General features: G+C 41.5%; 20 protein-coding genes. 15 read left to right on the top strand and 5 right to left on the bottom strand.

Annotated elements, in window-relative coordinates; translation table 11 throughout:
• Positions 1-11: 11 nt before the first annotated feature.
• The 3 genes from ACFQ4X_RS14005 (at position 12) to ACFQ4X_RS13995 (ending at position 4203) form a co-directional block, all read left to right on the top strand.
• A complete protein-coding gene (locus ACFQ4X_RS14005; RefSeq protein ID WP_379836085.1) occupies positions 12-1232 on the top strand; it encodes a glucoamylase family protein in 1221 nt (406 codons plus the stop codon).
• On the top strand, positions 1229-3640 hold the full coding sequence (locus tag ACFQ4X_RS14000) for a beta-galactosidase (protein ID WP_379836083.1): 2412 nt from the start codon (positions 1229-1231) through the stop codon (positions 3638-3640). The genes ACFQ4X_RS14005 and ACFQ4X_RS14000 overlap by 4 nt, the downstream gene beginning before the upstream one ends.
• Before the next feature lie 110 nt (positions 3641-3750).
• The gene (locus tag ACFQ4X_RS13995; RefSeq protein ID WP_379836081.1) at positions 3751-4203 is read left to right on the top strand and encodes a hypothetical protein; all 453 of its coding nucleotides are present in this window, start codon (positions 3751-3753) and stop codon (positions 4201-4203) included.
• Between the two features lie 80 nt (positions 4204-4283).
• Here ACFQ4X_RS13995 and bglX read toward each other — a convergent pair whose 3' ends face one another.
• Positions 4284-6452 carry a beta-glucosidase BglX gene (gene bglX / locus ACFQ4X_RS13990; protein ID WP_379836079.1) on the bottom strand — a complete coding sequence of 723 codons (2169 nt, stop codon included), beginning with the start codon at positions 6450-6452 and terminating at the stop codon, positions 4284-4286.
• 314 nt (positions 6453-6766) lie between these two features.
• Here bglX and ACFQ4X_RS13985 point away from each other — a divergent pair, with 314 nt between their 5' ends.
• Positions 6767-7411, top strand: coding sequence for a hypothetical protein (locus ACFQ4X_RS13985; protein WP_379836077.1), 645 nt, complete (start codon positions 6767-6769; stop codon positions 7409-7411).
• A 33-nt stretch (positions 7412-7444) separates the two neighbouring features.
• Here ACFQ4X_RS13985 and ACFQ4X_RS13980 read toward each other — a convergent pair whose 3' ends face one another.
• Both ACFQ4X_RS13980 and ACFQ4X_RS13975 read right to left on the bottom strand, forming a co-directional pair.
• Positions 7445-7672 (bottom strand): hypothetical protein, encoded by a 228-nt coding sequence (locus tag ACFQ4X_RS13980; RefSeq protein ID WP_379836075.1) that lies wholly within the window; start codon positions 7670-7672, stop codon positions 7445-7447.
• A 45-nt stretch (positions 7673-7717) separates the two neighbouring features.
• Positions 7718-8917, bottom strand: a complete 1200-nt coding sequence (locus tag ACFQ4X_RS13975) for an MFS transporter (RefSeq protein ID WP_379836073.1) — start codon at positions 8915-8917, stop codon at positions 7718-7720.
• 231 nt (positions 8918-9148) lie between these two features.
• On the opposite strand from ACFQ4X_RS13975, the gene mtnK reads away from it, so the two are divergent.
• From mtnK to ACFQ4X_RS13935, 8 genes are all read left to right on the top strand, one after another.
• Positions 9149-10375, top strand: a complete 1227-nt coding sequence (gene mtnK, locus ACFQ4X_RS13970; RefSeq protein ID WP_379836071.1) for an S-methyl-5-thioribose kinase — start codon at positions 9149-9151, stop codon at positions 10373-10375.
• Positions 10376-11443 carry an S-methyl-5-thioribose-1-phosphate isomerase gene (gene mtnA / locus ACFQ4X_RS13965; RefSeq protein ID WP_379836069.1) on the top strand — a complete coding sequence of 356 codons (1068 nt, stop codon included), beginning with the start codon at positions 10376-10378 and terminating at the stop codon, positions 11441-11443.
• Positions 11427-12068: an L-fuculose-phosphate aldolase gene (locus ACFQ4X_RS13960; RefSeq protein ID WP_379836067.1), complete on the top strand. Its 642-nt coding sequence runs from the start codon at positions 11427-11429 to the stop codon at positions 12066-12068. The genes mtnA and ACFQ4X_RS13960 overlap by 17 nt, the downstream gene beginning before the upstream one ends.
• 277 nt (positions 12069-12345) lie before the next feature.
• Positions 12346-12597 (top strand): hypothetical protein, encoded by a 252-nt coding sequence (locus tag ACFQ4X_RS13955; protein WP_379836065.1) that lies wholly within the window; start codon positions 12346-12348, stop codon positions 12595-12597.
• A gap of 309 nt (positions 12598-12906) precedes the next feature.
• Positions 12907-13431 (top strand): type 1 glutamine amidotransferase domain-containing protein, encoded by a 525-nt coding sequence (locus ACFQ4X_RS13950; protein ID WP_379836063.1) that lies wholly within the window; start codon positions 12907-12909, stop codon positions 13429-13431.
• Positions 13432-13772: 341 nt separating this feature from the next.
• Positions 13773-15281 (top strand): argininosuccinate lyase, encoded by a 1509-nt coding sequence (gene argH, locus ACFQ4X_RS13945; protein WP_379836061.1) that lies wholly within the window; start codon positions 13773-13775, stop codon positions 15279-15281.
• A gap of 102 nt (positions 15282-15383) precedes the next feature.
• Entirely contained in the window at positions 15384-16661 is a 1278-nt protein-coding gene (locus ACFQ4X_RS13940; protein ID WP_379836059.1) for a peptidoglycan-binding protein, read from the top strand.
• A gap of 123 nt (positions 16662-16784) precedes the next feature.
• The gene (locus ACFQ4X_RS13935) at positions 16785-18797 is read left to right on the top strand and encodes a penicillin-binding transpeptidase domain-containing protein (RefSeq protein ID WP_379836057.1); all 2013 of its coding nucleotides are present in this window, start codon (positions 16785-16787) and stop codon (positions 18795-18797) included.
• 54 nt (positions 18798-18851) lie between these two features.
• Here the strand turns inward: ACFQ4X_RS13935 and ACFQ4X_RS13930 are convergent, their stop codons facing one another.
• The gene (locus ACFQ4X_RS13930; protein ID WP_379836055.1) at positions 18852-19475 is read right to left on the bottom strand and encodes a hypothetical protein; all 624 of its coding nucleotides are present in this window, start codon (positions 19473-19475) and stop codon (positions 18852-18854) included.
• 180 nt (positions 19476-19655) lie between these two features.
• Between ACFQ4X_RS13930 and ACFQ4X_RS13925 the strand changes: the two genes are divergently transcribed.
• Both ACFQ4X_RS13925 and wecB read left to right on the top strand, forming a co-directional pair.
• A complete protein-coding gene (locus tag ACFQ4X_RS13925) occupies positions 19656-20441 on the top strand; it encodes an SGNH/GDSL hydrolase family protein (RefSeq protein ID WP_379836053.1) in 786 nt (261 codons plus the stop codon).
• 245 nt (positions 20442-20686) lie between these two features.
• Positions 20687-21835, top strand: coding sequence for a non-hydrolyzing UDP-N-acetylglucosamine 2-epimerase (gene wecB, locus ACFQ4X_RS13920; protein WP_379836051.1), 1149 nt, complete (start codon positions 20687-20689; stop codon positions 21833-21835).
• Between the two features lie 126 nt (positions 21836-21961).
• On the opposite strand, the gene ACFQ4X_RS13915 is transcribed toward wecB, so the two are convergent.
• Positions 21962-23032 carry a stalk domain-containing protein gene (locus ACFQ4X_RS13915; protein WP_379836049.1) on the bottom strand — a complete coding sequence of 357 codons (1071 nt, stop codon included), beginning with the start codon at positions 23030-23032 and terminating at the stop codon, positions 21962-21964.
• 353 nt (positions 23033-23385) lie between these two features.
• Between ACFQ4X_RS13915 and ACFQ4X_RS13910 the strand changes: the two genes are divergently transcribed.
• Positions 23386-25542 (top strand): 5'-nucleotidase C-terminal domain-containing protein, encoded by a 2157-nt coding sequence (locus tag ACFQ4X_RS13910; RefSeq protein ID WP_379836047.1) that lies wholly within the window; start codon positions 23386-23388, stop codon positions 25540-25542.
• The last annotated feature ends 47 nt before the right edge of the window (positions 25543-25589 follow it).

The raw sequence follows: 25589 nt of genomic DNA, 5'->3' as shown, positions 1-25589 counted from the left end.
GGGGAATTACGATGGATACGCAAAAACTTTTGGATTTAGAAGCTAAAGGTTGTTTTGATTTTTTCTGGAAAGAAGCGAATACGGATAAAAATAGTCCTGGGTTCGGTTTGATTTTAGATCAGTCTGCGAATAAGAAAGTTGCAAGCATCGCGTCTAATGGATTTGGGTTGACGGCGATGATTATTGGGATTGAACGCGGCTGGATCACACGTGAGGAAGGCTACGAACGCACAAAAGGAACGCTTGAAACATACTTAAACAACGTGGAGCATGCGAGCGGATTCTTCTACCACTTCTTAAACATGCAGACAGGTAAAAAGAATGAAGAATGGTATGATTGCGCGTCCATTATTGATACAGCTATTTTCTTGTGCGGTGCGGTTACTTCAGCAGAATATTTTGGCGGAGAGATCAAAGAGCTTTTTGAAAAAATCTATGCACGTGTGGATTGGAACGTTTATTACGATGAGGCAGTGAACCAGTTTTATATGGGCTACACTCCTGAAAGAGGAGGCTTCCACCACTGGGACATGTATGCAGAGCAGATGATGATGTACGTACTTGGCGTGGCATCACCAACACATCCGGTTCCTGTGAAGATTTATGAAGGCTTTAAGCGCAGTAAAGGCAAGTACAAAGAGTACGAATACATTCACGCGCCAGGAAACGCGCTTTTCGTCCATCAATATTCACATGCGTTTGTTGATTTTAGAGGGATTGTAGACGGTGACGGAATCGATTGGTTTGAGAATTCGGTAAAAGCGACTTTAGCGAACCGTGCCTTCTGCAAGGAAAAGTCGAGTGAATTTAAGACCTATCATGAAAACTCTTGGGGCTTAACCGCTTGTGCGAGTCCGACAGGTTATCGTGTGCCAGGTGCTCCTCCTTATTATGAAGGATGTGAACCAGAGCTTGAGGGTACGATCGCGCCGACTGGAGCAGCAGGTTCTATCGCGTTCACGCCAGAAGAGTCGATAGCGGCGATGAAGTATTTTTATGAAGAACATCCTCAGCTTTGGGGAGAGTATGGATTTTGGGATTCATACAACCTTGATGTGAGTCCGCCTTGGTATTCCGATCACGTCATCGGAATCGACAAAGGTATTACATTGCTCATGATTGAAAACTATCAAACTGGTTTAGTGTGGGATCTTTTTATGAAAAACAAATATGTGAAAAGCGGTGCTGACCTTTTAGGCTGGAAAAAGAAAGAAGAGAGCTCAGTAAAATGATTGAGATTAAGAACAAACAGATCGTTATTGACGAAAAGCCGGTATTGATCACGTGCGGTGAAATTCACTATTACCGTGTGGATAAAAGTGAATGGCAAGACAGATTGGATAAGCTAAAAGAAACAGGGTGCAACGCCGTGGCTACTTATGTGCCATGGCTTTGGCATGAACCGGTAGAAGGGCAGTTTGATTTTACGGGGAAAAATCGTCCCGAAACAGATCTTGCCGGCTTTATCGACCTTTGTATCGAGAACGACTTTTATTTCTTTGTTCGTCCAGGTCCTTTTATCATGGCCGAGATGAAAAACGAAGGACTTCCTTATTGGGTGTATGAGAAACATCCGGAGATTATCCCGGTAGGCTGGGACGGAAGTGAAGCAACAACGCCGACGGTTGATTATTTGGCACCAGGCTTTTTACAGGAAGTTCGTAAGTATTATGAAAAAGTAATGGAAGTAATTACGCCGAGGCTGTATCCGAATGGCGGCAAAATTATCGCGTTCCAGCTCGATAACGAGGTGGGAATGCTGTCATGGGTGAGCAATACGCCTGATCTGACGGATAACTTGTTGAATGGTTTTTCCCGTTGGCTGGGAGAGCGTTATGGTGAGGATGTTAAGTCTCGCTATCCGTTTTCTTTAAAAGAGAGTGCAGAACGTAATAATGCTATTCGCTCGCCGAAGGAAGAATACTCGGCACAGCTTTTAAAAGATCTCGGTTACTATATGCGGTATCGTTTCGCCAAATATATTGCTATACTCCGGGAATATGCGGAAGAGTTTGGTGTAAAGGATATCCCGTTTGTCGTGAATATCCACGGGACAGGCGGCGGACGCGGGCTGACCTATCCGATCGGTATCAGTCAGCTCTATGAATCGTATACACAAGCACCAGGTTATATTTCAGGTTCTGATATTTATTTTGGGGACCTGGATATGAAGACGTTCCAGGACCTTTATATTATTAATGGGTTTATGGATGCTGTTCATAATGAAGATCAGCCGTTAACATCGGTTGAATTCAACTGTGGAGACGGGAATTTTGGTGAAACACTTGGTGAGCGTTACGATCCATCATCTGCAGATTTTAAGCTCAGGATGTGTCTTGCTCAAGGTAACCGTTTAATTAACTATTACCTGTTTGCTGGTGGCAGGAATGCTCGGTTTGATGCGCTTGTTGGAGACGGGAACGACCGGATCGCATCAACAGGTGAACGCCATGGCTTCGCGGCGCCAATCGGTCCAGAAGGAGACTATAACTATACGTATCCGCGCATGTCCCGGGTAAATCAGACTGTTATGGCTGTGAGTGATAAGCTTGCTGCCATGGATGAAGATCGTGATGATGTGTCGTTCGCCTTCATTCCGGATTATTATATGACGGAATACCGATACCCTGGCAGTGAAGTGATGCGTGAGATCCTCTCCAACATTGAGGCGAATCGCGGATCTGGCGCATGGGAGATCATGGGCCGTGCCATGCTTTTAAACGGGTATCGTTATACGGCTGTGGATATTCAAAATAAACCCCTTTTGGCAGAGAAAACACCAGTGCTAGCATTGCCTTCCGCTCGCTATATGGACGGCGGAATTCAAGGGAAATTAGTAAACTATCTTCAGGATGGCGGTAAAATTCTTCTGTATGGTGAAGTTCCTCTTTTTGATATGGAAGGGAAGGACTGTACCATTCTGGCAGATGCCCTTAATGTGAAATACAAGAGTTATAGCCGGGATAGCCATCGACATTATCTATCAATCTATGGGGATAGCTGGGCTGAGTCGCAGCCTGAAATTCGCTCTTACTTTACGCAAGGATTTGAAACAGGGGAAAAAGTGATGCCGATTTTGCGCGTGTATGGATCAGGTGACGTATGTGGCTTTGAGTCTGAGGTTGGCAGCGGACGCGCTATCGTTGTAGCCGGAGCGTATCGCTGTGATCTGCCGTTCTTTAAAAAAGCGCTTGAGAGATTGGGTGCAACGGCTCAGTTAACGCATGACTTCAAACATCATGGTATCTTTATGACCTCTACATCTAATCGTGAAGGCGAGCGTTTTATTCATCTTTTGAACCTGGATGGATTTGATAAAGAGTTTACGGTTACAGAAGGTGAGGAAAAGCTGTTTGATGGAAGGAAGATCCTCCTTCAAAGCAAAGACGGTGTTATGCTTCCTATAAATCTATCATTGGAAAATGTGAAAATTGCTTATTCAACAGCTGAGATTGCAGCAGTGAATGAAGGAAGTATTGATTTTCGGTTAACACAAGCACAGGATGTTATCGCTTTTGAAAATGGTATGAAAATTTTATCAAGTGAAGATTATGAAGTGGAAGAATCCCAAGAATTAACGCTTGTTAAAAGCAAGAAACATGCAAAGGTGGACGATCAGCTTCGTGTTTTACTAGGATAAAGAATAGTAGTTTTTTAGAGCATATCCGTTCATAATTGGATATGCTTTTTACTTTTATCAAAAAGAGGAAAAATAATTTATGAGGTGAATTAAGGAGTAGAAAATAAATTATGATTGTACATAACTGGGGGAAGGGAATGTTAAGAAAATTTATAGTGCTCGCCTCTTTGCTCGTTTTTTCCGGATGTGGGATTGTGGGAGAAGACCCTAAAGTGCAAGGGGCTAGACAAATAGCAAAATTAGAAGCAGAAACTACTAAAAAGATACTGAAAGAGGGACAAAAGTTATTAAAAGAAGATAAAGATTTTATCCTTGATACTACGTCAGGCAAGGTATGTAAATATGAGAGAGAAGATAACCGTATTGATAAAAATGAGTTAGACAGAAAAATACAAAAGAAATTCAAAGGTAAATTATATAAAAACATTGATTTGTATGCTTCTAAGTTACCTATTGATACACAAGTGTTTCATGTAAATGAGAATCGTAAGGATTTTCTTTACGCAGAAGTTTCTAATGGAAAGGATCGAATCTATTCTTGTGAGTACTTTTATAGAAACTAATTTTAAAAGAATCCTAAAAAAAACACGTACCGTAAACATGTAAAAAAGAGGACTGCTCAATCAAACAGTCCTCTTCCTCTTTATTTTACTAATCTAAAAGAAATCTCCGTTACGTCATGGCTGTTTTTCCCGATAAACGCGGTAAACTTCCCTGCATCACTCTTGAACTCCAAGTTTTCGTGATGGTAGCGAAGCATTTCTTCTGTGATCTCAAACGTTACCGTTGTTGACTCGCCAGGTTCAAGAGCGATCTTCCTGTAGCTCTTTAACTCTTTTACCGGACGGACGACTTCACCGGCGATATCACGAATGTACAATTGGACGAGCTCTTCGCCAGCTCGATCCCCAGTGTTTGTTACAGTTACAGAAGCGGTCAGCTTTCCGTCTTCCGTTAACGTGTCATCAGATAAATTTACATCATCATACTTAAACTCCGTATAGCTCAATCCGAAACCAAACGGGAATAACGGCTCGTTCGGAATGTCGAGATAATGTGACAGATAACGCTCTTTATTATCAGGAGTGGGCTGTGGACGTCCCGTGTTGAAGTGGTTGTAATAGACAGGCACTTGTCCAACCGAGAACGGCATCGACATAGATAATCGTCCAGTCGGATTCACGTCACCGAACAATAGATCGGCAATCGCTGCTCCACCTTCTGTACCTGGATACCAAGCTTCCAGCACAGCATCCACATGTTCCACTACTCCATGCAAGTCGAGCGGACGGCCGTTAAACAGTACCGCAACAGTCGGCTTACCAAGTTTCTTGATTTCTTGAATTAATTGAAGCTGAGCTTCCGGTAAGCGGATATCAGCCCGGCAGCCTGCTTCGCCGCTCATGAAAGAAGCTTCCCCAAGCGCCAGCACGATTACATCAGCATCTTTCGCTGCATCCATTGCTTCTTTTAACTGTTCAGTTGTGACAGTTTCAACATCACTGCCGACTGCTACCGAAAGTAGGGAAGGATCTGCTAGTTTTGTACGTAATCCTGCATCCACTTTTACCACATCTTCATGGGCACCTTGCCATGACCACGGTCCCATCAAATCGCCGCTTTTCGCGAACGGACCGATCAAAGCGATCTTTTGTTCCGGTTTTAATGGCAGTACATTTTCATTTTTCAAAAGAACACACGATTTGGCTGCCAGTTCACGAGCGGTTTGACGGTGATCCTCACATAAAATGACTTCAGCGGCACGTTTTTCATCCGCACCGCGATAAGGATCTTCAAAGAGTCCGAGTTTCTGTTTAAGCGTTAAAATTCGTTCAACCGACTCATCGACAAGCGATTCCGGCAATACTCCGCTTTCCACGAGCTCTTTTACATGGTCGATATAACAAGTGGTCATCATCTCAATATCAACACCAGCTTGAAGCGCTTTGTAAGCCGCTTCCGCTTCATCTTCAGCAACACCGTGAGGCAGCTGTTCTTTTACAGCACCCCAGTCAGAGATGATGACACCGTTAAAGCCCCACTCATCCCGAAGCAAGTCACGCATTAGCTTTTTGTTTGCAGTAGCAGGAATGCCATCAACCGTATTGAAAGCAGTCATCACCATCTCACAGCCCTCATCTAGAGCTGCCTTATAAGCAGGCAGATACGATTCACGCAGTTGGCGCTCGGACATGTTAACCGTATTGTAGTCGCGTCCGCCTTCAGGAGCTCCATAAGCTGCAAAGTGCTTCACACAAGCTGCAACCCGGTCTTTCTCGTTTGTCAGATCTGACCCTTGGAATCCTCGAACAAACGCACGAGCAAATTCGCTGTTTAAATAAGGATCTTCACCTGTAGATTCCATCACACGGCCCCAGCGCGGGTCACGTACTAAATCTACCATCGGTGCAAATGTGACATGTACACCAGATACAGAAGCTTCTTTTGCCGCGATCTCTGCGCTTTTTTCAGCAAGTTCCATATCCCATGAGCATCCGATCGCAAGCGGTACTGGAAAAATGGTTTTAAAACCATGGACGATGTCAGCCATCATTAAAAGGGGAATGCCAAGGCGGTTCTCCTTTAAGTGAGTTTCCTGAATATTTCTTGTTTCTTTCGCTCCAGACCCTCCAAGTACAGAGCCTGTGTTCCGCACAACTTCATCAGTAATGCCCATTTCCTGCATAGGCCCAGTAATGAATCCTTGATCGGATGAACCTTTGAAAAAAGGAGTAGCTAGCTGGAGCAGTTGGCCGATCTTTTCATCCAATGTCATTTCGTCAATCAGATGTTGTACTTTTTGCTTAAGCATGAATAAGTACCTCCAGATTTTTGATAGTTTTTTTCATTATGTATGTACGTGATGACAAATCGAAACGTTTCGATAATTCTGTTAATAAAAATTATAAGCGCTTTCATTTTTAGAGTCAACGGAAAATCGAAACGATTCACTAAGTTAATACAAATAATTGTCTTTTAATGTTTAGGGTTACGAAAAATAGACTGATAAAACTTTTTAGGCATAACATTTTGGGTGTTTCATAAAGTGTAAAGTCATGCTTTTTAGAGGATTTTATTGCATTGAAAAAGAAAGGTATATGGAAACAGGTGAAAAGGGATGATTTGATGAAGAGAGTCCTTAGTGTTGGGATCTTGTTTACACTTGCTTTCACTTTAACTGCATGTTCTAGCGGTGAAAAAGAAACAGTAGAACCTCAAAAACCCCCTACAGAAGTAAAAGAAAAAGAAAACGATAAGGAAAAGGAAAATCAGCCAGAGTCAAACCTACCACCTACAAAAAATATCGAAGTAGAAATTGAGGGGATGAAAGAGCAGCGGCCAGCTGAACTCCAGCAAAGCGCTAACGGCTATCATTTTTACATGCTGGACCTTTACAATTTTGAAAAAGAGAACGAGACGACAGGAAGGGTCGCATTCGCGAACGATCCAACCTTGTATGCCACGATTGAAAAATTGGATCCATCAACAGATCTTGAAAGCTTAAAAGAGTCGTCGCTGAAACGGGCAGAGGAACAAACCGGTAAAGCCAATGATTTACCCGCTACCGACATTTACTTCCCTTATTTTCATGATGCAAAGTTCTTCGTGAAGGGAGTAAGTGAAGAGTATGATGTGGTTATGTATTTAGTGAAGGAAGTGGAAGGGGAGCTGTTTTATTTTTCGCTCTTTATTCCATCGAAAGCAGAAATGGAAGGCGTGGAGCCTAGTTTGTGGGCAATGCTTGAGACGGTAAAGCCTAATAAAGAATAATAAGTAAAAACCCGGACATTAGCCCGGGTCTTTCTATTTTACTAAATCATTTAGTTTCTCGTTCCGTTCTTTTCTTTCTGTTTCATCAGCCAAATCATACTTTTTTAATAGATGAAAGACTTCGTTCAAAAACTCCTGATCTGCTTTATCTGTTAATGAACCTTCCACTTCACGCACCAGATTTTCTGGCATGAATGCAGCTTGGTCAACAAGCTTTTGTTTTACATCTTCCAACGTATGATCAATCGTGCATTTCCCCATGGAATCTCACTCCTAACAAAAGGTTTGTATTCTTTATACCACAAGTTAACTGCCGACGGCTTTTTTTAACTCCTTGGTGTAGTCTTTAAATGAATACGCGTACCACATTGCGATTAGCAGCAATACTCCTGTTACGACGAACACGATCTCGACGGGGAAGAATCCGCCGATCACTCCCCCAACTAGCGGTCCGAGCATGGCTCCAATTTGAGTGGCGGTTTGCTGAAGTCCGAAAGCTCGTCCTCTGAACTCGTCAGGTGTCGTTTGAACAACCAATCCATTTAAGGCTGGGAAAACGCCGCAAAAGAAAATTCCGTATAGAAAACGTACAGAAGAAAAGCCCCAAACACCATCAAACCAAGCATGTGCAATGGTTCCGATTCCGCCACCCAATAAGCCGATCATCAATACAGTTTGAAACCCGATTTTATCAGACATGCGTCCCCAATAAGCGGCAAAAATAATGCTTGCAATACCCGGTAATGAAAAGACGATGCCCGCTAACAGAGCCGTATTATCAGATGAACCACTGATTTTCAATATATGAAGGGGAAGAACGGGTTCGATCGTTAAGATAGAGAGAGCGGTGATGATCGATAAAAACAGCACGTTCATAAAGGGTTTGTTGGCTGCTGCGACACGAATGTCTTTTAAAACAGAACCCTTTTCCTTGCTAGGAGTGAATTTTTCTTCGGTTACCCAGAAGATAACTAAAAGAGTCGAGATGAGAGATAAGAAACCTCCGCTCGCAAAAGCCCAGCGATTCCCGAACAATTCAGCTAGTCCGCCACCAAGCAGCGGACCCATAATTCCGCCTGATGCACCCGCAGAGGAAATCATCGCAAGCGCGTAGCCGACATTCTTTTTCGGCGTGTTTGTTCCAATCAGTGCAATCGCTCCCGGAATGTAACCAGTCAACAGCCCTTGCGCTACACGCAGTGCGAGTAGCTGATAAGCGTTCGTAACAAATGCAGTTAATGTGTAGATGATGAACAGAAAGGCACCGGCGCGGATTATCATCGGCTTTCTTCCGTATCGATCGGCCATCATCCCCCAGTAAGGAGAAGCTATGGCACCTGCAAAAAAGGCTGAGCTGAAAATAAGTCCTGACCAGATCTCGGTGTGGTCATGAACACCAATCTGAAGAAGAAAAAGAGGTAAAAAAGGAACGATCATGGAGTAGCTGGCTGAAGTAAAGAAGACGCCGACCCATAGCACCCATAAATTTCGCTTCCAAACTGCCATATTGTGTACACTTCCTTATGCTGTACTCTAGGAAACTTTAATAATAGTAAACTTTATTAATTTTTGAAAAAAGAAATATATTAGAAATAGTAACAAACTAGCGCTCCAAATGGAAGAAAGCAGACTTATTCTTTCATTTCTCATTGACTTCCACCCTTACTAGTTATATCTTGATAATGAATATTGTAAGCGCTTACTAAACATGTGCGAATTTATCGAGGGGGAATCCGGATGTCACGTTTTTCTAGCTATTTTTTAATGAACACGGAAGATGTCATAGATTATGTAAAACAGAAGCTTGCGATTTTTAAAGAGGATGCTGAGCTGACGTGTAAAGAGATCGGGGACGGAAACTTAAACTATGTTTTCAGAGTCGTTGACGAAAAATATGGAGCTTCCGTAATCATTAAGCAAGCGGGGCATACGGCTAGGATTTCGGATGAGTTTAAACTTTCAACGGACCGCATCAGGATTGAATCCAACGTCCTATTGCTGCAGGACAAGCTGTCACCAGGATTGGTGCCAACAGTGTATTTGTTTGATGAAGTGATGAGTTGCTGTGCGATGGAGGATCTTTCGGACTATACTATCATGCGAACAGCACTTCTAAACCACGAAACGTTCCCCGCATTTTCGGATCACATTACAACGTTTATGGTGAACAATTTGCTGCTTACTTCAGACGTTGTCATGGAGCATAAGGCAAAAAAGGAACTCGTGAAGCAGTATATCAACACAGAACTTTGTGAGATTACAGAGGATCTAGTGTACACAGAACCTTTTTACGACAATAACAATCGAAACGAACTCACGCCTGGTAACGAAGAGTGGATTAAGTCTACCATTTATGACGATGAAGACTTAAAATTAGAAACGGCAAAGCTGAAGTTCAGCTTTATGAACAACGCTCAAGCGCTTCTTCACGGCGACCTACATACAGGATCTATTTTTATCACAAAAGAAAGCACAAAAGTGATTGATCCAGAGTTTGCGTTCTACGGACCGATGGGATATGACGTAGGAAATGTGATTGCGAACCTGTTTTTTGCCTGGTCGAACGGCAACGCACATGGAAATAAAGATTTTACTGATTGGATTGAAAAAACCATTGAAGATGTTGTTGACCAGTTCAAAGAAAAGTTCAAGTATAAATGGGACCAGGAAGTAACGGAACTAACCGCTAAGCAAGTTGGTTTTAAGAAGTGGTACCTGAGTGAGGTGCTTGCTGACATTGCGGCAGTTGCAGGACTGGAGCTGACTCGCAGAATCATTGGTCTAGCGAAGGTTAAGGATATTACGTCTATTACAGACTCAGATAAACGTATCGAAGCCGAGCAGATTTGTTTAACAGCAGCGGTCCGTTTCATTAAGCAGCGTTCTCAATTTACAGAAGGAAAAGATTTCGTTGCTACATTTAAAGAAGCGGAAAAAATGGTGAAAGGCTTAAAGGTGATGTAAATGTCAGAACAACTAATACCGATTCAGTGGAAGGATGACGCGCTGGTTTTGCTAGACCAGACGACGCTTCCGAATGAAGTGAGATATGATTCTTATAAAACGATCGAAAGTGTTTGGGACGCGATCGTGACGATGAAAGTGCGCGGTGCGCCAGCGATTGGCGTGTCTGCAGCTTACGGACTGTACTTGGGTGTGATGGATGCGCCGGAGGATTCTTTTGAGACGTTCTTTTCTTATTTAAAAGAGAAGTCCGATTACCTCGCGACTTCAAGGCCAACGGCTGTTAACCTTTTCTGGGCATTAGAGCGTATGGAGGAAAAGGCGAAGTCACTGTCTTCGAGTCTTGTGGTTGAAATTAAAGAAGCTTTACTTCAAGAAGCCATCGCCATCCATAAAGAAGACGAAGAAATCAACCGCATGATAGGTGAAAATCTCCTAACACTTTTATCTAATGGAATGGGAATCTTAACACATTGCAACGCGGGAGCTCTTGCAACTACTAAATATGGAACAGCGACGTCCCCTATGTATCTTGCAAAAGAAAAAGGCTGGGATATCAAGGTGTACGCCAATGAAACAAGACCGCGCCTTCAAGGGTCAACCCTTACAGCACTAGAACTTCAACGTGCAGGGATTGACGTGACGGTGATCACGGACAACATGGCGGCGATGGTTATGTCACAAGGGAAGGTTCAAGCGGTTATCGTAGGTTGCGACCGAGTGGCGGCGAACGGTGATGTAGCGAACAAGATTGGAACGATGGGTGTCGCGATTTTAGCGAAAAACTTCGGCATCCCATTCTATGTAGCAGCACCAACCCCGACGATCGACCTCAGAACACCAACAGGAAAACAGATTCCGATTGAAGAGCGCGAAGAGGAAGAAGTAACGAACCGATTCGGCGTATACACAGCTCCAAAAGGCGTGAAAGTTTATAATCCAGCGTTTGATGTGACACCAAACGAATTTGTTACGGCAATCGTTACGGAAAAAGGAATCGTTGAAGCACCATACGAAGAAAATCTGCAAAAACTGTTTAAAGGAGCACCAGATGCTATTACAAAATGAGCGGGAACAAGTAGTACATTACTGCCAGCAAATGATTAAGCGTGGGCTAACAAAAGGAACAGGCGGAAACATCAGTATTTTTAACCGGGAGCGTCAGCTAATCGCGATCAGCCCTAGTGGAATTGATTATGATGTGATGAAGCCGGAAGATGTGGTTGTGGTTGATTTGGACGGTGAAATGGTTGATGGAAGCTTGAAACCATCAAGTGAACTTTCCATGCATTCCATCTTTTATAAAAGAAGAGATGACATCAATGCGGTCGTTCACACGCATTCACCATTCGCAACGACCATCTCATCCATGCGTTGGGATCTGCCGGCAGTGTCGTATCTCGTTGCACATGCTGGGAAAAATGTTCGCTGTGCGGAATATGCAAGCTTTGGTACGGAAGAGTTGGCAGAGAATGCATTCCACGCGATGGAAGACAGAAAAGCAGTTTTGTTAGCAAATCACGGTTTCCTAGCCGGAGCAAACAATATCGTAACAGCTTTTACAATCGCTGAAGAAATCGAGTTTTGCTGCGAGATTTATTATCGCACGAAATGTATCGGCGAACCGGTTATTTTAGATGATGAAGAAATGGAACTCATGACTGAAAAGTTCAAAGTTTATGGGCAAAAATAAGACTGAAACCACATCAGGGATGGTGTGGTTTTTAACTGTTTAAAGTAATGATAGAATAACAAGAGCGAGTTGCTAAAAGTTTAGATTGGAGTGAAAATATTAATGGATAAGATAAATGATTCAAATAGCAGAAAACATTTTAGAGAATTTGGAAATTATTAATGAAGATGTCAGGGAGATAATTGCAATTCTACGCAACTAATTTAAACATTTGTTTAATAATATCACCGTAATTATGAAGACGTTTTGATATAATGAAACAAAGGAGGTGTTTATAATGAGCGAAAAAGAAATGTTACAAAAAATTATAGAAATAACTCAACAAACACAGCAAAGCGTTTTGGAGTTAACAGTTGATGTTGCAGATTTAAAAGTAAGAGTAACAAACATTGAAGAAAGAGTAACAAAAATCGAAGAAAGAGTAACTAACGTTGAAGAAAACATGGTTCGAAAAAGCGACCTAAAGTATTATGATTATAAGATTGCAGAACACGATCGAGAAATCTTCGAGTTGAAACAACAAAACTAACTCCACGTGAAATCCTTCAAACTTCATTAATGTCCCCTTAAACCGGGTCTTACAATCACATACGAAAAAAATAAAACCCGGAAGAAATCTCCGGGTTTTATCATTATGATAAGATCCACTGAACAATTAAAAATGATGCAACAAATCCCACTACGAACGAAACGATTCCCACTATTTTACTTTTACTCATTTCCTATACTCCTCTTATCAGTCAGGGTGTTTATACATATGCTACCATCACACTATCATCCATATAAAGATTAATGTTACGCTGAAAAGGAAATATAGGTAGTGGAGGTGTTGTTAAACATGCGTTTAGAAGGTAAAAAAGTAATCAGCCTTGTCCATCATGATTTCGAGGATCTGGAGTTATGGTATCCGATTCTTCGGTTGCGTGAAGAAGGTGCTGTTGTGGAACTTGCGGGTGAAAAGGCAGGGGAAACGTACATCGGAAAATATGGTGTGCCTGCTGAGGCGGATTTCGCGTTCGGTGATGTGAAAACTGCCGATTATGATGCAATTCTAGTTCCTGGCGGATGGGCACCGGACAAGCTGCGCCGTTTTCCAGAAGTTTTGGAGATGGTTCAGCACATGGAGCAAGAGAAGAAGCCTATCGGTCAGATTTGTCATGCCGGCTGGGTACTGGTATCGGCAAAAGTGCTTGATGGTAAGAAAGTAACGAGCACACCAGGAATCAAGGATGACATGGAGAATGCAGGTGCCGAATGGATCGATGAACCCGTCGTAGTTGACGGACACCTCGTTTCAAGCCGCCGTCCACCGGATTTGCCGGATTATATGAGAGAGTTTATTAAAGTTTTAGAAGCAAAATAGGTGAATATGAAGCCCAAGAGGTGTTGTGAAGCATCTTTTGGGTTTTTCTATGCCCTAATGAAAACCAATACAAGGGTTTTAAGCAATCTGTGCGTGAAAACAGACTAATTCTGAGTGGAACGAAAGGTTTACTGCGTGAAACTTGAGTCCTTTCGCGTGGTGGTGAACTTATTCTGCGTGAAAATCACCTTTTCCTTGAGCGAACGTGTAATAAATAAAAGAACACGTACCGTAAATCAATCAGCATACCATATCCGATCCCAAATCATACGAGTTCCCAATCATTCACCCAGTCCATACACTAATAGCAATCATTGTTCCTTTTTGTAAGGAGTGAAACCATGCTATCTAGAGATGAATTTATTAAAACTGAAGGCAATACTTTTCTAGGAAAAACATACGTAGAACACTTACTGCGACCGGTTTTTAACGACCAAAGAGACTATCTTTTTAAACAAATGTTTAACATTCATCGAGCTCATGTCGTCATGTTGGCTGAACAAGGTATTCTAGATAAAAAAGAGGCAACAACCATCCTTCAAGGAGTGGAAACCGTATCCCACACGGATCCTCAAACACTCCAATACGACCCGCAGTTTGAAGATCTCTTTTTTATGATGGAGCACAGGATTAGTGAGCAAATTGGCCTGGACCTGGCTGGGAAAATGCACATCGCACGCAGCCGAAATGACATGGGTGTTGCCATGTACCGGCTCGTTTTACGAGAACATATTTTAACGCTATTGCAAAGCTCGGTGCTTTTATCAGATGCCCTCCTCGAACAAATACAGGAACACGCCGAAACCATCATCACAGCCTACACCCACACGCAGCCCGCACAGCCAACAACACTCGGCCACTACTTAACTGCGATTTTAGATGTATTCCTTCGAGACATCCAAAGACTTTGGATAGCATATGAAACGGTTAACCGATCCCCTATGGGTGCTGCTGCTTTATCTACAACCAGCTTCCCGATAAATAGAAAAAGAGTATGCGAGCTTCTAGGTTTCAGTGAACTCGTCGAAAATTCTTATGATGCAATTGCAGGTGCGGATTACCTAATAGAGTCTGCAACTGCCGTCCTATCCATGATGCTCAACTGTGGCAGATGGATTCAAGACTTTCTCCAGCTTGTAACCCGTGAATATAAAATCATAAAAGTCGCTGATCCTTACGTTCAAATCAGCTCCACCATGCCTCAAAAAAGAAACCCGGTCTCGATTGAGCATTCGCGATCACTTGCCAGCTCTTCAGTAGGCGAGGCACTAGCAGCGATCCAAATGATTCATAACACGCCATTCGGTGATATCGTGGATACGGAAGATGATCTTCAGCCACATCTTTACAGAAGCTATGAAAAAGCAAACAGGATGATCCAACTGATGCATGCTGTTATCCGGACAATGGAAGTCGATAAAGAGCGAGCGCTCAACCAGGCGAAGACCTCATGTATCACAATAACCGAACTTGCAGATGTTCTGGCACGCGACAAAAAAGTCCCCTTCCGTTCAGCTCATCAGATCGCAAGCTCAATCGCAAAAAAAAGTTCAAAGGAAAAGCTAGAATTAAACGAAATCCCTCTTCAAACTGTAAACGAGGAAATCAGTAAACGATGCAACGTCTCTTTGAAGCTGGAAGAGTGGAACAACATCATTTGTCCAATCGAATTTATAAAAAAACGCAACATTCAAGGCGGTCCAAATCCTGATGAAGTAAAAAGAATGGCTGAAGCGCGTTACAAATTAACTAGAGCGAATGAAGATAGGCTTGCGGAGGAAAAGAATAGACTGCAAATAGCAGAAAAGAAGCTAACTGAATCTGTGCAAAAAATAATAAACAAAAAATAAAAGAGCCTGCAGGCTTTTTTTATTTTTATGTCGAAATTAAGTTTAAATAAATATCCATTATTGCCGATATATGTAATAAACGGGACTTTGAAGGAGGAAAACATGGATAACACAGTGGTGAAACGGTTAGTGATGACTTCTGCGTTTGCTGGTGCTTTTTTTGCTGTTCCTCTCGTTGGTGAAGCTGCTTTAGGCGACCAGACCTTGAAGCAAGGAATCAATCATACTGACGTCAAACAATTGCAATCCCTCTTAAAAGAAAAAGGCTTTTATAAAGAGCTGCAAACGACTACCTATTTCGGACCGGTAACGAAAAAAGCGGTCATGGACTTTCAAAAAGCGAATGGTCTTGTGGTTGATGGGATCGTTGGAAAACAAACGTACAAAAAGCTTTTAGAGAAATCTTTTCAAGAAGCACCGCCAAAAAGTCAGCCGGTTCAGACTGTTGCACCATCTTCTTCAAAAGAATTAAAGCTGCATTCGACAGGACAAGCTGTCATGAAGCTGCAGCAAGATCTTAAGTTTCTCGGCTTTTTTACATATTATAAAACGACTGATTATTATGGAACAATTACGACTGAAGCGGTTCGGAAATTCCAGAACAGTCAAAAGCTAAAAGCGACAGGGGTTGCAGACGCAACGACATTAGATCGAATTCAAAAAGCAGTTGCGGCAAAGAAAAATCCAGTGCAGCCACCTGCGGCACAACCAAAACCGGCAACACCATCAGCACCATCTAAACCAGCACCTGCTCCACAGCCTCCACAAAACACGGTGAACGAACTGAAGTTTGGCATGACAGCTCCGGAAGTAAAACAGCTGCAAACACGCTTGAAAAATCTAGGATTCTTTACTTATCCGATGATTACGGACTATTTTGGAGCGGTAACAGAGGAAAGTGTTGAGAAGTTCCAAAAAGCTTATGGGTTACCTGTAACGGGGATCGTAACGAAAACAGTTTTAGATAAAATGACAGAAGTGGAAAAACAAAAAGGTGAAACGCCTAAAACTTCTGATCAGATTACGATTAATGTTATTGCGAACGCAGCTGAACTGATGGGTACCCCATATGTATGGGCAGGTACCACTCCTCAAGGTTTTGACTGCAGCGGATTCCTTCAGTTCATTTATGCAAAAGAAGGTGTGTCACTTCCACGAACGGTTGCTCAAATGTGGAATGCGACTACTTCGGTCAGTGAACCTGCCGTTGGCGATCTTGTATTCTTTGAAACATACACGACAGGTCCATCCCACGCAGGCGTTTATCTTGGCAACAACCAGTTTGTTCATGCAGGTACAAGTACTGGAGTAACGATAAGCAACTTGAACTATGAGTATTGGCAGGATCGTTACCTTGGATCAAAGCGTATAAACTATTAAGCTAAAACACTTTATGAGCAAACTAATGCTCATAAGGTGTTTTTTTTATCATGGAACTATCATACATTTATTACCATGTCCTTGTTATACTTAAACAAACGTTTAAATGGAAGGAGATCTGTTTTGAAAAATCTTTGCAAAATAATGTTGTTAGCTGTCCTATGTTTTACGTGGTTGTCAGCCTGTTCGGAGCCTCCGAAACCAGAGGACACATTAAAGAAGTATGTTGCCTCTTGGCAAAAACAAGATTTTGAGAGCATGTATGAAATGCTAGATTCAGAGTCCAAGAAGAAAATCACAAAAGAAGACTTTGTGAAACGCTACAAAGACATTTATGGCGGTATTGAAGCAAAGAACCTAGCAGTGAAAATGAAATCTTCTAAAGAGAAAAAAGAGGAAGAAAGTGAGAAAGCAAGTCTAGCATATTCCGTTAAAATGGATACCCTCGCTGGACCAATTGAATATACACATAAGATGAATATGAACCTTGAGGAGAGTAAGGATAGAGAGGCATGGAAGGTGCAATGGAACACGTCGCATATCTTTCCTGAAATGGAGGAAGGCGATCGAATCTCAGCCTCGACTCTATCACCAAAAAGAGGTGCGATTTTAGACCGAGAAGGAAATCCGTTAGCCTTCAACGGAACGGCTTATGAAGTGACGATTGTTCCACAAGAACTGCCGGAGGATCCGAGCAAAACGATTGAACCATTAGCTAAAATCCTCGGAATGACACCAGAAGAAATCCAGAAAAAGTTGGATCAGCCCTGGGTAAAACCTCACTATGGTGTTCCTATTAAAAAAATGGAGACAGATAACCCTAAAATACACGACGCGGTCGCATTAGAGGGCGTGAAATCTCCGAAGAAGGAAACACGGATATATCCATTGAAGGAAGGGGCGGCGCATCTTACCGGCTATATCGGCCCGGTGAATGCCGATGACCTCAAAAGGTTAAAAGGCAAGGGATACACAGCGCAGGACTGGGTCGGAAAAGCAGGACTTGAGCAAGTGTACGAAGAGCAGCTGCGTGGAACATCGGGCGGAGTCATCAAGATTGTAACGAAAGAAAAGGAAGAAAAAGCGGTATTGGCGGAAAAAGAAGTTGTAAATGGTCAAGACATGAAAACAACGATTAACAGTAACGTTCAGCGGTCGATTTATGCACAGCTAAAAGGAGATGTGGGGACGTCATCCGCTATTCATCCGAAAAACGGTGAAGTACTGGCTCTTGTGAATAGTCCATCATATAACCCGAATGAATATACGCTTGGAATCTCAAACGAAACAAAAAACAAGCTGGAAAACGATCCGAAAAAACCAAAGTTGAATCGTTTTATCTACACGTATGCTCCAGGTTCCACACTAAAACCACTGACGGCTGCCATTGGTCTAGAGAACGGTACATTGGAACCAAATGATGTCATGAAGGTGAGCGGGAAAACATGGAAGAAGGGTGAGTCGTGGGGGAATTACCACGTAACCCGAGTAAGTCCAGTACCAAGTGTGAACCTTGAAAAAGCGCTCATCTACTCCGATAATATTTACTTTGCTCAGGAGGCACTTGACTTGGGGCAGGAGAAGTTTGTGAGCGGACTCAAGGAATTTGGTTTAGGAGAAGATATCCCGGTCGGGTATCCCTTTAATGCTTCAACAATTGGTGAAAAAGACATGACTGAAATTCAGCTAGCCGACAGCGGATACGGCCAGGGGAAAATCCAGATGAGCGCGCTGCATGTGGGCATCTCCTACACACCTTTCTTAAATGAGGGGAACTTGTTGGCGCCAAAATTAGACCAGGCTAACGCTGAAACAGAAATCTGGAAAGAAAACGTGATCTCACCTGAAACAGCAAAAATCATTCGGGATGACTTAATGAAAGTTGTTACAAGCACAAACGGAACAGCACATGAGGCGTATATGCCAAAACTGCCTCTAGCCGGAAAAACGGGAACCGCTGAGTTGAAAAAGAGCAAAGATGACAAGAACGGAATGGAACTCGGCTGGTTTGTAGCTTATAACACAGAGGATCCGTCGCTTCTCGTTACCATGATGATTGAGGATGTGAAAGGAAGAGGCGGCAGTCATTATCTCGTGCCGAAAGTGAAGAAGGTGTTTAAAGAGAATTTCGATTAATGATTTTATTATGAAAAAGAGCCCTATGATGCTCAAAGGGCTCTTTCTTCTTTCTTATCTTCCTACTGTAAATTCGTATAGAAAACTATCATGATGCTGCATTTTAACTTGTACATTTTTGATATTGATATAATCCAATGAATTTACATTTTCATCTAAAACATTTTGTATGATTTCTATTACTTCTTCCGCTGAAATGAGATCTTCATAATTAAAGGAATTGCTTTTAAATATAACTTTGATTTCAATGGTTTCCTTTTGGCAATTGGTTGTACTAACACAATTTTTTTGTTCTTGTTGGTTCATGCTTTTAATGTGGTTTGTTAAATAAGACGAAAGTTCGTTTGTCGGTGTATCTTCAAAAGTGGTGAACTCTGCAAAGACAGTACCAATCAATTGCTGAATTTGATGTTCTAAATATTGATTTCGATTTTGAAGATATGATATTTCATCTTGTAAGTAATCACTTTTTTCAGAAAGGTTCTGAGTAACTGTGTTCAATTCATTAATTGTTTCTTCTGTATTTTTCATCTTTTCTTCTAGATGTTGAATACGTAATTCCTGCTCTTCTACTTTTTCTTCCAATTTCTTTTTACTTGTTGCTTCTGTCGACCCCATTGATAAGCCACTGAATAAGAAACCTATTGAAATAATCGAGGCTAGCAAAATATTTTTCATATTTCTAATCTCCTCTATTGAATAATACTTACTAATCAAAAATATCAAATTTTTGGAAATTCAGGAACAAAATACGTTCGACAGAATTTATAAAGATAGTCTACATATTTCAACAATTTTCTTGTAATAGTAAATTTTACCCTTTATTATAGTAGTAGACTATATAAGGGGTTGGGACGGGTGAAGAAACGTCGGTTTTTGACGGTGTTTATCATGGTTGCTTGCGTACTAAGTGTGATTGGCGGGCACTTTTATTACAATAACAAATTAGAAAAAACAGCTTATGCAGCAAAGCTTGAATTAGCAAAAACACCAAAAGAGAAGGCAAGAACAGAAAAAATTTCCTCTCAAAAGAAGCCGGAGGAGCATTTTGAAAATGCACCTGCTGGAATTGCTGAACTCTTCCAAAAAAAGAAGGATGCTGGGGAAAGTTTGAACTTAACACTTGTAGGATCTTCTTTAACATCAAATGAAGATGGTAAGTGGGCTAAACTTTTCACTTCAAAAATGAATGAAACCTATGGAAAAGATGTAACAGTGGAAACAGTTAGTTTTGGAGAATCGACTAGTTTAGATCTGACTAATAAAGGTAATTATTCTGATTTAGTACAAAAAAGAGCTGATATATTTCTCATTGAACCTGTACTTTTAAATGATAATGAAGGTGTAACAATTGAGGATACATTATTTGTGCTCGAAAAGATGATTAATGATATCAAGTATACGAATCCTGAGGCAATTATTTTAATCCAGCCTTCAAACCCAATTTATCAGCCGCAAAAGTATGCTACTCAAGTAAGTGGTTTAGAAGATTATGCAAAAGAAAAGGGAATTCCATATCTTGACCACTGGGAGGCTTGGCCAAGTGTGGATTCAGAGGATATCAATAAGTACGTTGCGGAGTTAGTTCCGAATGAAGATGGCCATAAATTATGGGCAGAATATATCTATAATATATTTAAATAAAAATAATGAATCTGCCTAGTTAGTTGAGGCAGATTTTTTTAGATCCACTCTGAGAGGGAAATGTTTCAAGATACATACTGACGGCTAGGAAATATAGTTTTAATGTCGAAACATATTGTTGGTCACTAAAATTAGTGTAAATTGATAACTATTGACGGGATTCGTATGAAGAAGTAGCATGAAATGAGGGTATTTCGCCCATAATGGTATACATATGTCCTGATTAAAGGAGAGAAATAAAAAAAATGGCTGATAAAGTTAAAGTAATGACAATCTTCGGTACAAGACCGGAAGCGATTAAAATGGCGCCGCTTGTATTGGAGTTAGAAAAATATAATGAACAGATCGAATCCATAGTAACGGTAACGGCTCAACACCGTGAAATGCTGGATCAAGTTTTAGAGATTTTCGGTGTAACTCCAGACCATGATTTAAATATCATGAAGGATCGCCAATCTTTGATCGATGTGACGACTCGTGCACTTCAAGGTTTAGATAAAATCATGCAAGATGAGAAGCCTGACGTTGTACTTGTTCATGGTGACACGACAACTACATTTGTTGCGAGCCTTGCTGCACTTTATAACAAAATTGCAGTTGGACACGTTGAAGCAGGTCTTCGTACGTGGAATAAGTATTCTCCGTATCCGGAAGAAATGAACCGTCAGCTGACTGGTGTTATTTCAGACTTAAACTTTGCTCCAACGGATACAGCTGCTAAAAACCTGCTGAACGAAAACAAGCCAGGTGACAGCATTTATGTAACAGGGAACACAGCGATTGATGCTTTAAAGACAACTGTAAAAGAAGATTATTCTCATGAAGTTCTTGAAAAGTTAGGTGACGACAGATTAATCTTGTTAACGGCTCATCGTCGTGAAAACTTGGGTGACCCGATGCGTAACATGTTCCGTGCGATTAAGCGTCTAGTGAACGAACATGACGATGTACAAGTGGTTTATCCAGTGCATTTAAACCCAGCTGTTCGTGAAGTAGCAGATGAAATCCTAAAAGGCGACAGCCGCATTCATTTGATCGAGCCTCTTGGAGTTGTAGATTTCCATAACTTTGCATCACGAGCTCACATCATTCTAACGGACAGCGGCGGTGTCCAAGAAGAAGCACCTTCACTTGGCGTTCCGGTTCTTGTGCTTCGTGACACAACGGAGCGTCCAGAAGGAATCGAAGCCGGTACATTAAAGCTTGCTGGAACTGATGAAGAGACGATTTACGGACTTGCGAAGGAATTGCTTACGGACGATGCAGCATATGAAGCGATGTCTAAGGCATCTAACCCATATGGTGATGGAGAAGCAAGCCGTAGAATTGTAGAAGCAATCTTGCATTACTTTGGAAAATCAACTGAGCGTCCAGATACGTTCCGCGTTCTGTAGTACAAAAGTAGGGGACAGACCCCATACAAATACAAAACAATAAAACCTCCACGTCAGGCGGACACATCCGCTGACGTGGAGGTTTTTTCGTATATACAATTCATTTAATATTTCTATGGCTTCCTATTATTTATTGATCATCACAATATTCTTGCTTCCATCCCACTTCACATCCGCTCCGAATGCTTCGGCAAAGAATCGAACAGGGACAACCATTCGATCTTTAATAATAAGAGGAGCAGTATCTAAAGAAACTTCTTTGCCATTGACTTTCGCTATATTAGATAAATGTTTTAACTCAACAGTTGTTCCGTTTAATTCAGCAAACACCTTGTAATTGGCTTGATCCCATTTTACCGTGGCTCCCAATGCTTCACCTACTCCTCGGAACGGAGCAAGCGTCCGGCCATCGATTAAAACGGCTGGTTGATCAAACGTTTGTTTAACTCCGTTTACGGATACACCTACTTCTTGAAGCTTTTCACTTCGTGCATATAAGTAACTGTTGATCTCAGAAGTTGGCCCCATTACGATCAGTGGTTTTTTCTTTGTATCCATCCAGCTTAACAATGTTTTCATATTGGTTTCAGAAACCGCTACACAGCCTGCAGTTGCTGAGGTTGAACTTTTCCACATATGCAGGAAGATCGCACTGCCTTTACCTGCAACAATGGGATTTTCATTATACTTTATCACTGCCCCATATTTATATAATGGATGATTCATTCGCTCAAACGATTTCCAGCGTTTTGTTGGATCACCTGTGTAATAAATCCACTTGTTATAATCCACAGAGGTCACATCATCAATCCAGTAATCGTAAGCAGTCGTTACCCGGTAAGAATATTTGGTGCTAGCTGGTTTCGCAGCCCAGCCAAAACCTGTCCCCAAGTTGTAAATACCTGTCGGTGAAGAACCTCCGCCTTCCTTCATCACTTGAGCGAACCCGTTATACCCGATAGTAGCCGACATATCACCTAAAGCTTTCTTCCAGACACCGTTCACTTTTTCGTATGTAGTCAGTTTTGCATATTTGGTATCCCAACCGTTCGCTTCAACAATAATCATTTGAGATTCGTTAAAAAATTTGCTTGAGATCAGCTTTTGACGGGGAAATTCTTCAGCCGTAGCAGGTTTTGAAAAAATACTTAATAAAACAATTAATGCAATACCACACGTTAATAATCGTTTCATCATTCACCCTCGTTTCACCTTCATTTGTTATTATTTCCATCGTAAGCTAACCCCAACAACCGGCACCAGTCCGAAAAGACTCAAAAAGTATTTTGTAATTGTTGCCTATGAGTCGTACTGTGAGTTCTATGAGTCAAATTAACAAATCTATGAGTCGAAACAACAAGTCTATGAGTCAAAACAACAACTCTATGATTCAAACCCAGAACTCTATAAGCCATAAGAACTTTTAGCCTATTAAATTACATAAATATACTAATTTAATAAAATATTTACATAAAAGCCCTTACATTATTATTCTGAAAATATATAATTATAGTTGGTAATTCAAAATTTTTGTAAAATGGGGGATGGAAATGTCGAAAAAGCCTTTTTCAAGATTTAGCCGTACGATGTTAGCAACTACAATGGCTCTTTCTGTTTTAGCAGCACCAATTACTTGGAAAGATGTAGTAAACGCAGAAGAATCTATTAAGTTTACAGATGTGAACCCCAATTATTGGGCGAACAATATCATCCATGAATTAGCTAATGAAAAACTAGTAAATGGTATTGGTGACAATAAATTTGGACCAGAGCTTGAATTAACGCGAGCGCAGTTTATTGTTATGATTAACCGTGCTCTGAATCTACCAGCAACAGAAGAAAAGACACCATTTACAGATTTACCAGTATGGGCAGCAAATGACATTGCAAAAGCGTATGCAGCAGGTCTTGTAAAAGGAACAACTGAGACGAAGTTTGATCCTGCCAAAACGCTGAATCGTGAAGAAATGATCGTTATGTTAGTAAGAGCATATGAATACCACCTTGAAGGAAAAGTAGAATCCTCTGAAACTCCTAATTTTAAAGATATGAACCAAGTAAGCGCTTGGGCGAAAGATTTTGTTAACGTAGCCGTGGAACACGGTTTAATTAATGGGAAAACAGCAACGACTCTAGCTCCTAAAGATGCAACTATTCGTGCAGAAGGGGCAGCGGTTATACATAAGCTGCTTAAGAGTTCGCTAGTTTCTGTACAGCTTTTGGGAATTAATGACTTTCACGGACAAATTAACACAACTAAAATGATAGGCGGAAAACCAGCCGGTGGCGCTGCATACTTAGCTGCATATTTAAAAAAACATGAAGCAGAAAACCCTGAGAACACATTGATGGTTCATGCTGGAGACGCTGTTGGTGCGAGTGCGCCTGCTTCAGCACTTTTACAGGACGAGCCTACAATAGAGATATTTAATGCACTTGGATTTGACGTTGGAACGCTTGGAAATCACGAATTTGATGAAGGTGTAGAAGAAATGAAGCGCCTGATTTTTGGTGGTGAACATGAAGCAACTGGTGAATTTGGCGGGGCAGACTTCCCGTATGTTGCTGCAAACGTTGTAGATGAAAAAACAAAGAGACCAATCTTAGAGCCTTACACGATTCAAGAGGTCGGCGGGGTTAAAGTTGGATTTATCGGTGTGGTTTACTCAGATACACCTGATATCGTAATCCCTAGTGGTGTTAAAGGAATTTCGTTTACAGATGAAACAGAAGCAATCAATAAGTATGCTGCAGAACTGAAAAACCAAGGGATTGAATCTATCGTTGTTTTAGCTCATAACCCTGCGTATTCGGATGCAGACGGCAAAAATGCGGTTGGCGAGTTGATTGACATTGCTAAGAATGCAGATGATGAAGTGGATGTCTTGTATGCAGGACATAACCATGCCTTTACTAATACGATTGTTGATAACAAATTAATTGTTCAATCTTACGCTTCTGGGACAGCATTTTCTGATATCGACCTTTTAATCAATAAAAAGACAGGTGATATCGTTAAAAAATCTGCAGAAGTAATTACAACGTTTCATGAAGGTGTAGAACCAGATACTGAAATCAAAGCGATGGTAGATGCAGCTTATAATAAAGTAAAAGATCAGCTGAACAAAGTAATCGGACAAGCGCCAAACGGAATCAGCGAAGATGCAAACGAACATGGTGAAGTGCCAATGGGGAACTTGATCGCAGACTCCATGATCGCTCAAACGGGGACGGACTTTGCATTCATGAATCCAGGAGGAATTCGTGCGGCTATCGATACTGGTGAAATTACTTGGGAAGATGCATTCACTGTTCAGCCTTTCGGTAATGACTTGGTAACAATGGACCTTACAGGTGCACAAGTTGTTGAGTTGTTAAACCAACAATGGGTAACTGGGCGTGAAAAAATTCTTCAAATTGCTGGTTTGAAAGTCACTTATACTTCTAAAGATGTTGGAAACGGAGTATTTGAAGGAGAAGTTACTACTGTGAAATTACCGGATGACAGTGATATCGATCCGGCAGCTACGTACAGTGTAACCGTAAACAACTTCATGGCTGGAGGCGGTGATGGATACACCGTATTACTAGAAGGAAAGAACAATACTGTTAGCATCACGGACCTTGATGCTTTAATCAAGCATATTGAAACATTAAAAACAGTAGATCCACAAATCGAAAACCGTATTACAAAAGTAACAGAGTAGGACTTGGGGACAGACCCCATACAATTACAAATCCATCAATTTTGTCC

The organism is Fictibacillus halophilus (genome assembly GCF_042680145.1).
GTDB classification, from domain to species: Bacteria; Bacillota; Bacilli; order Bacillales; family Fictibacillaceae; genus Fictibacillus; species Fictibacillus halophilus_A.
The sequence above is the reverse complement of the archived record's forward strand: the minus strand, read 5'-3'. Positions and strand labels throughout refer to the sequence as shown.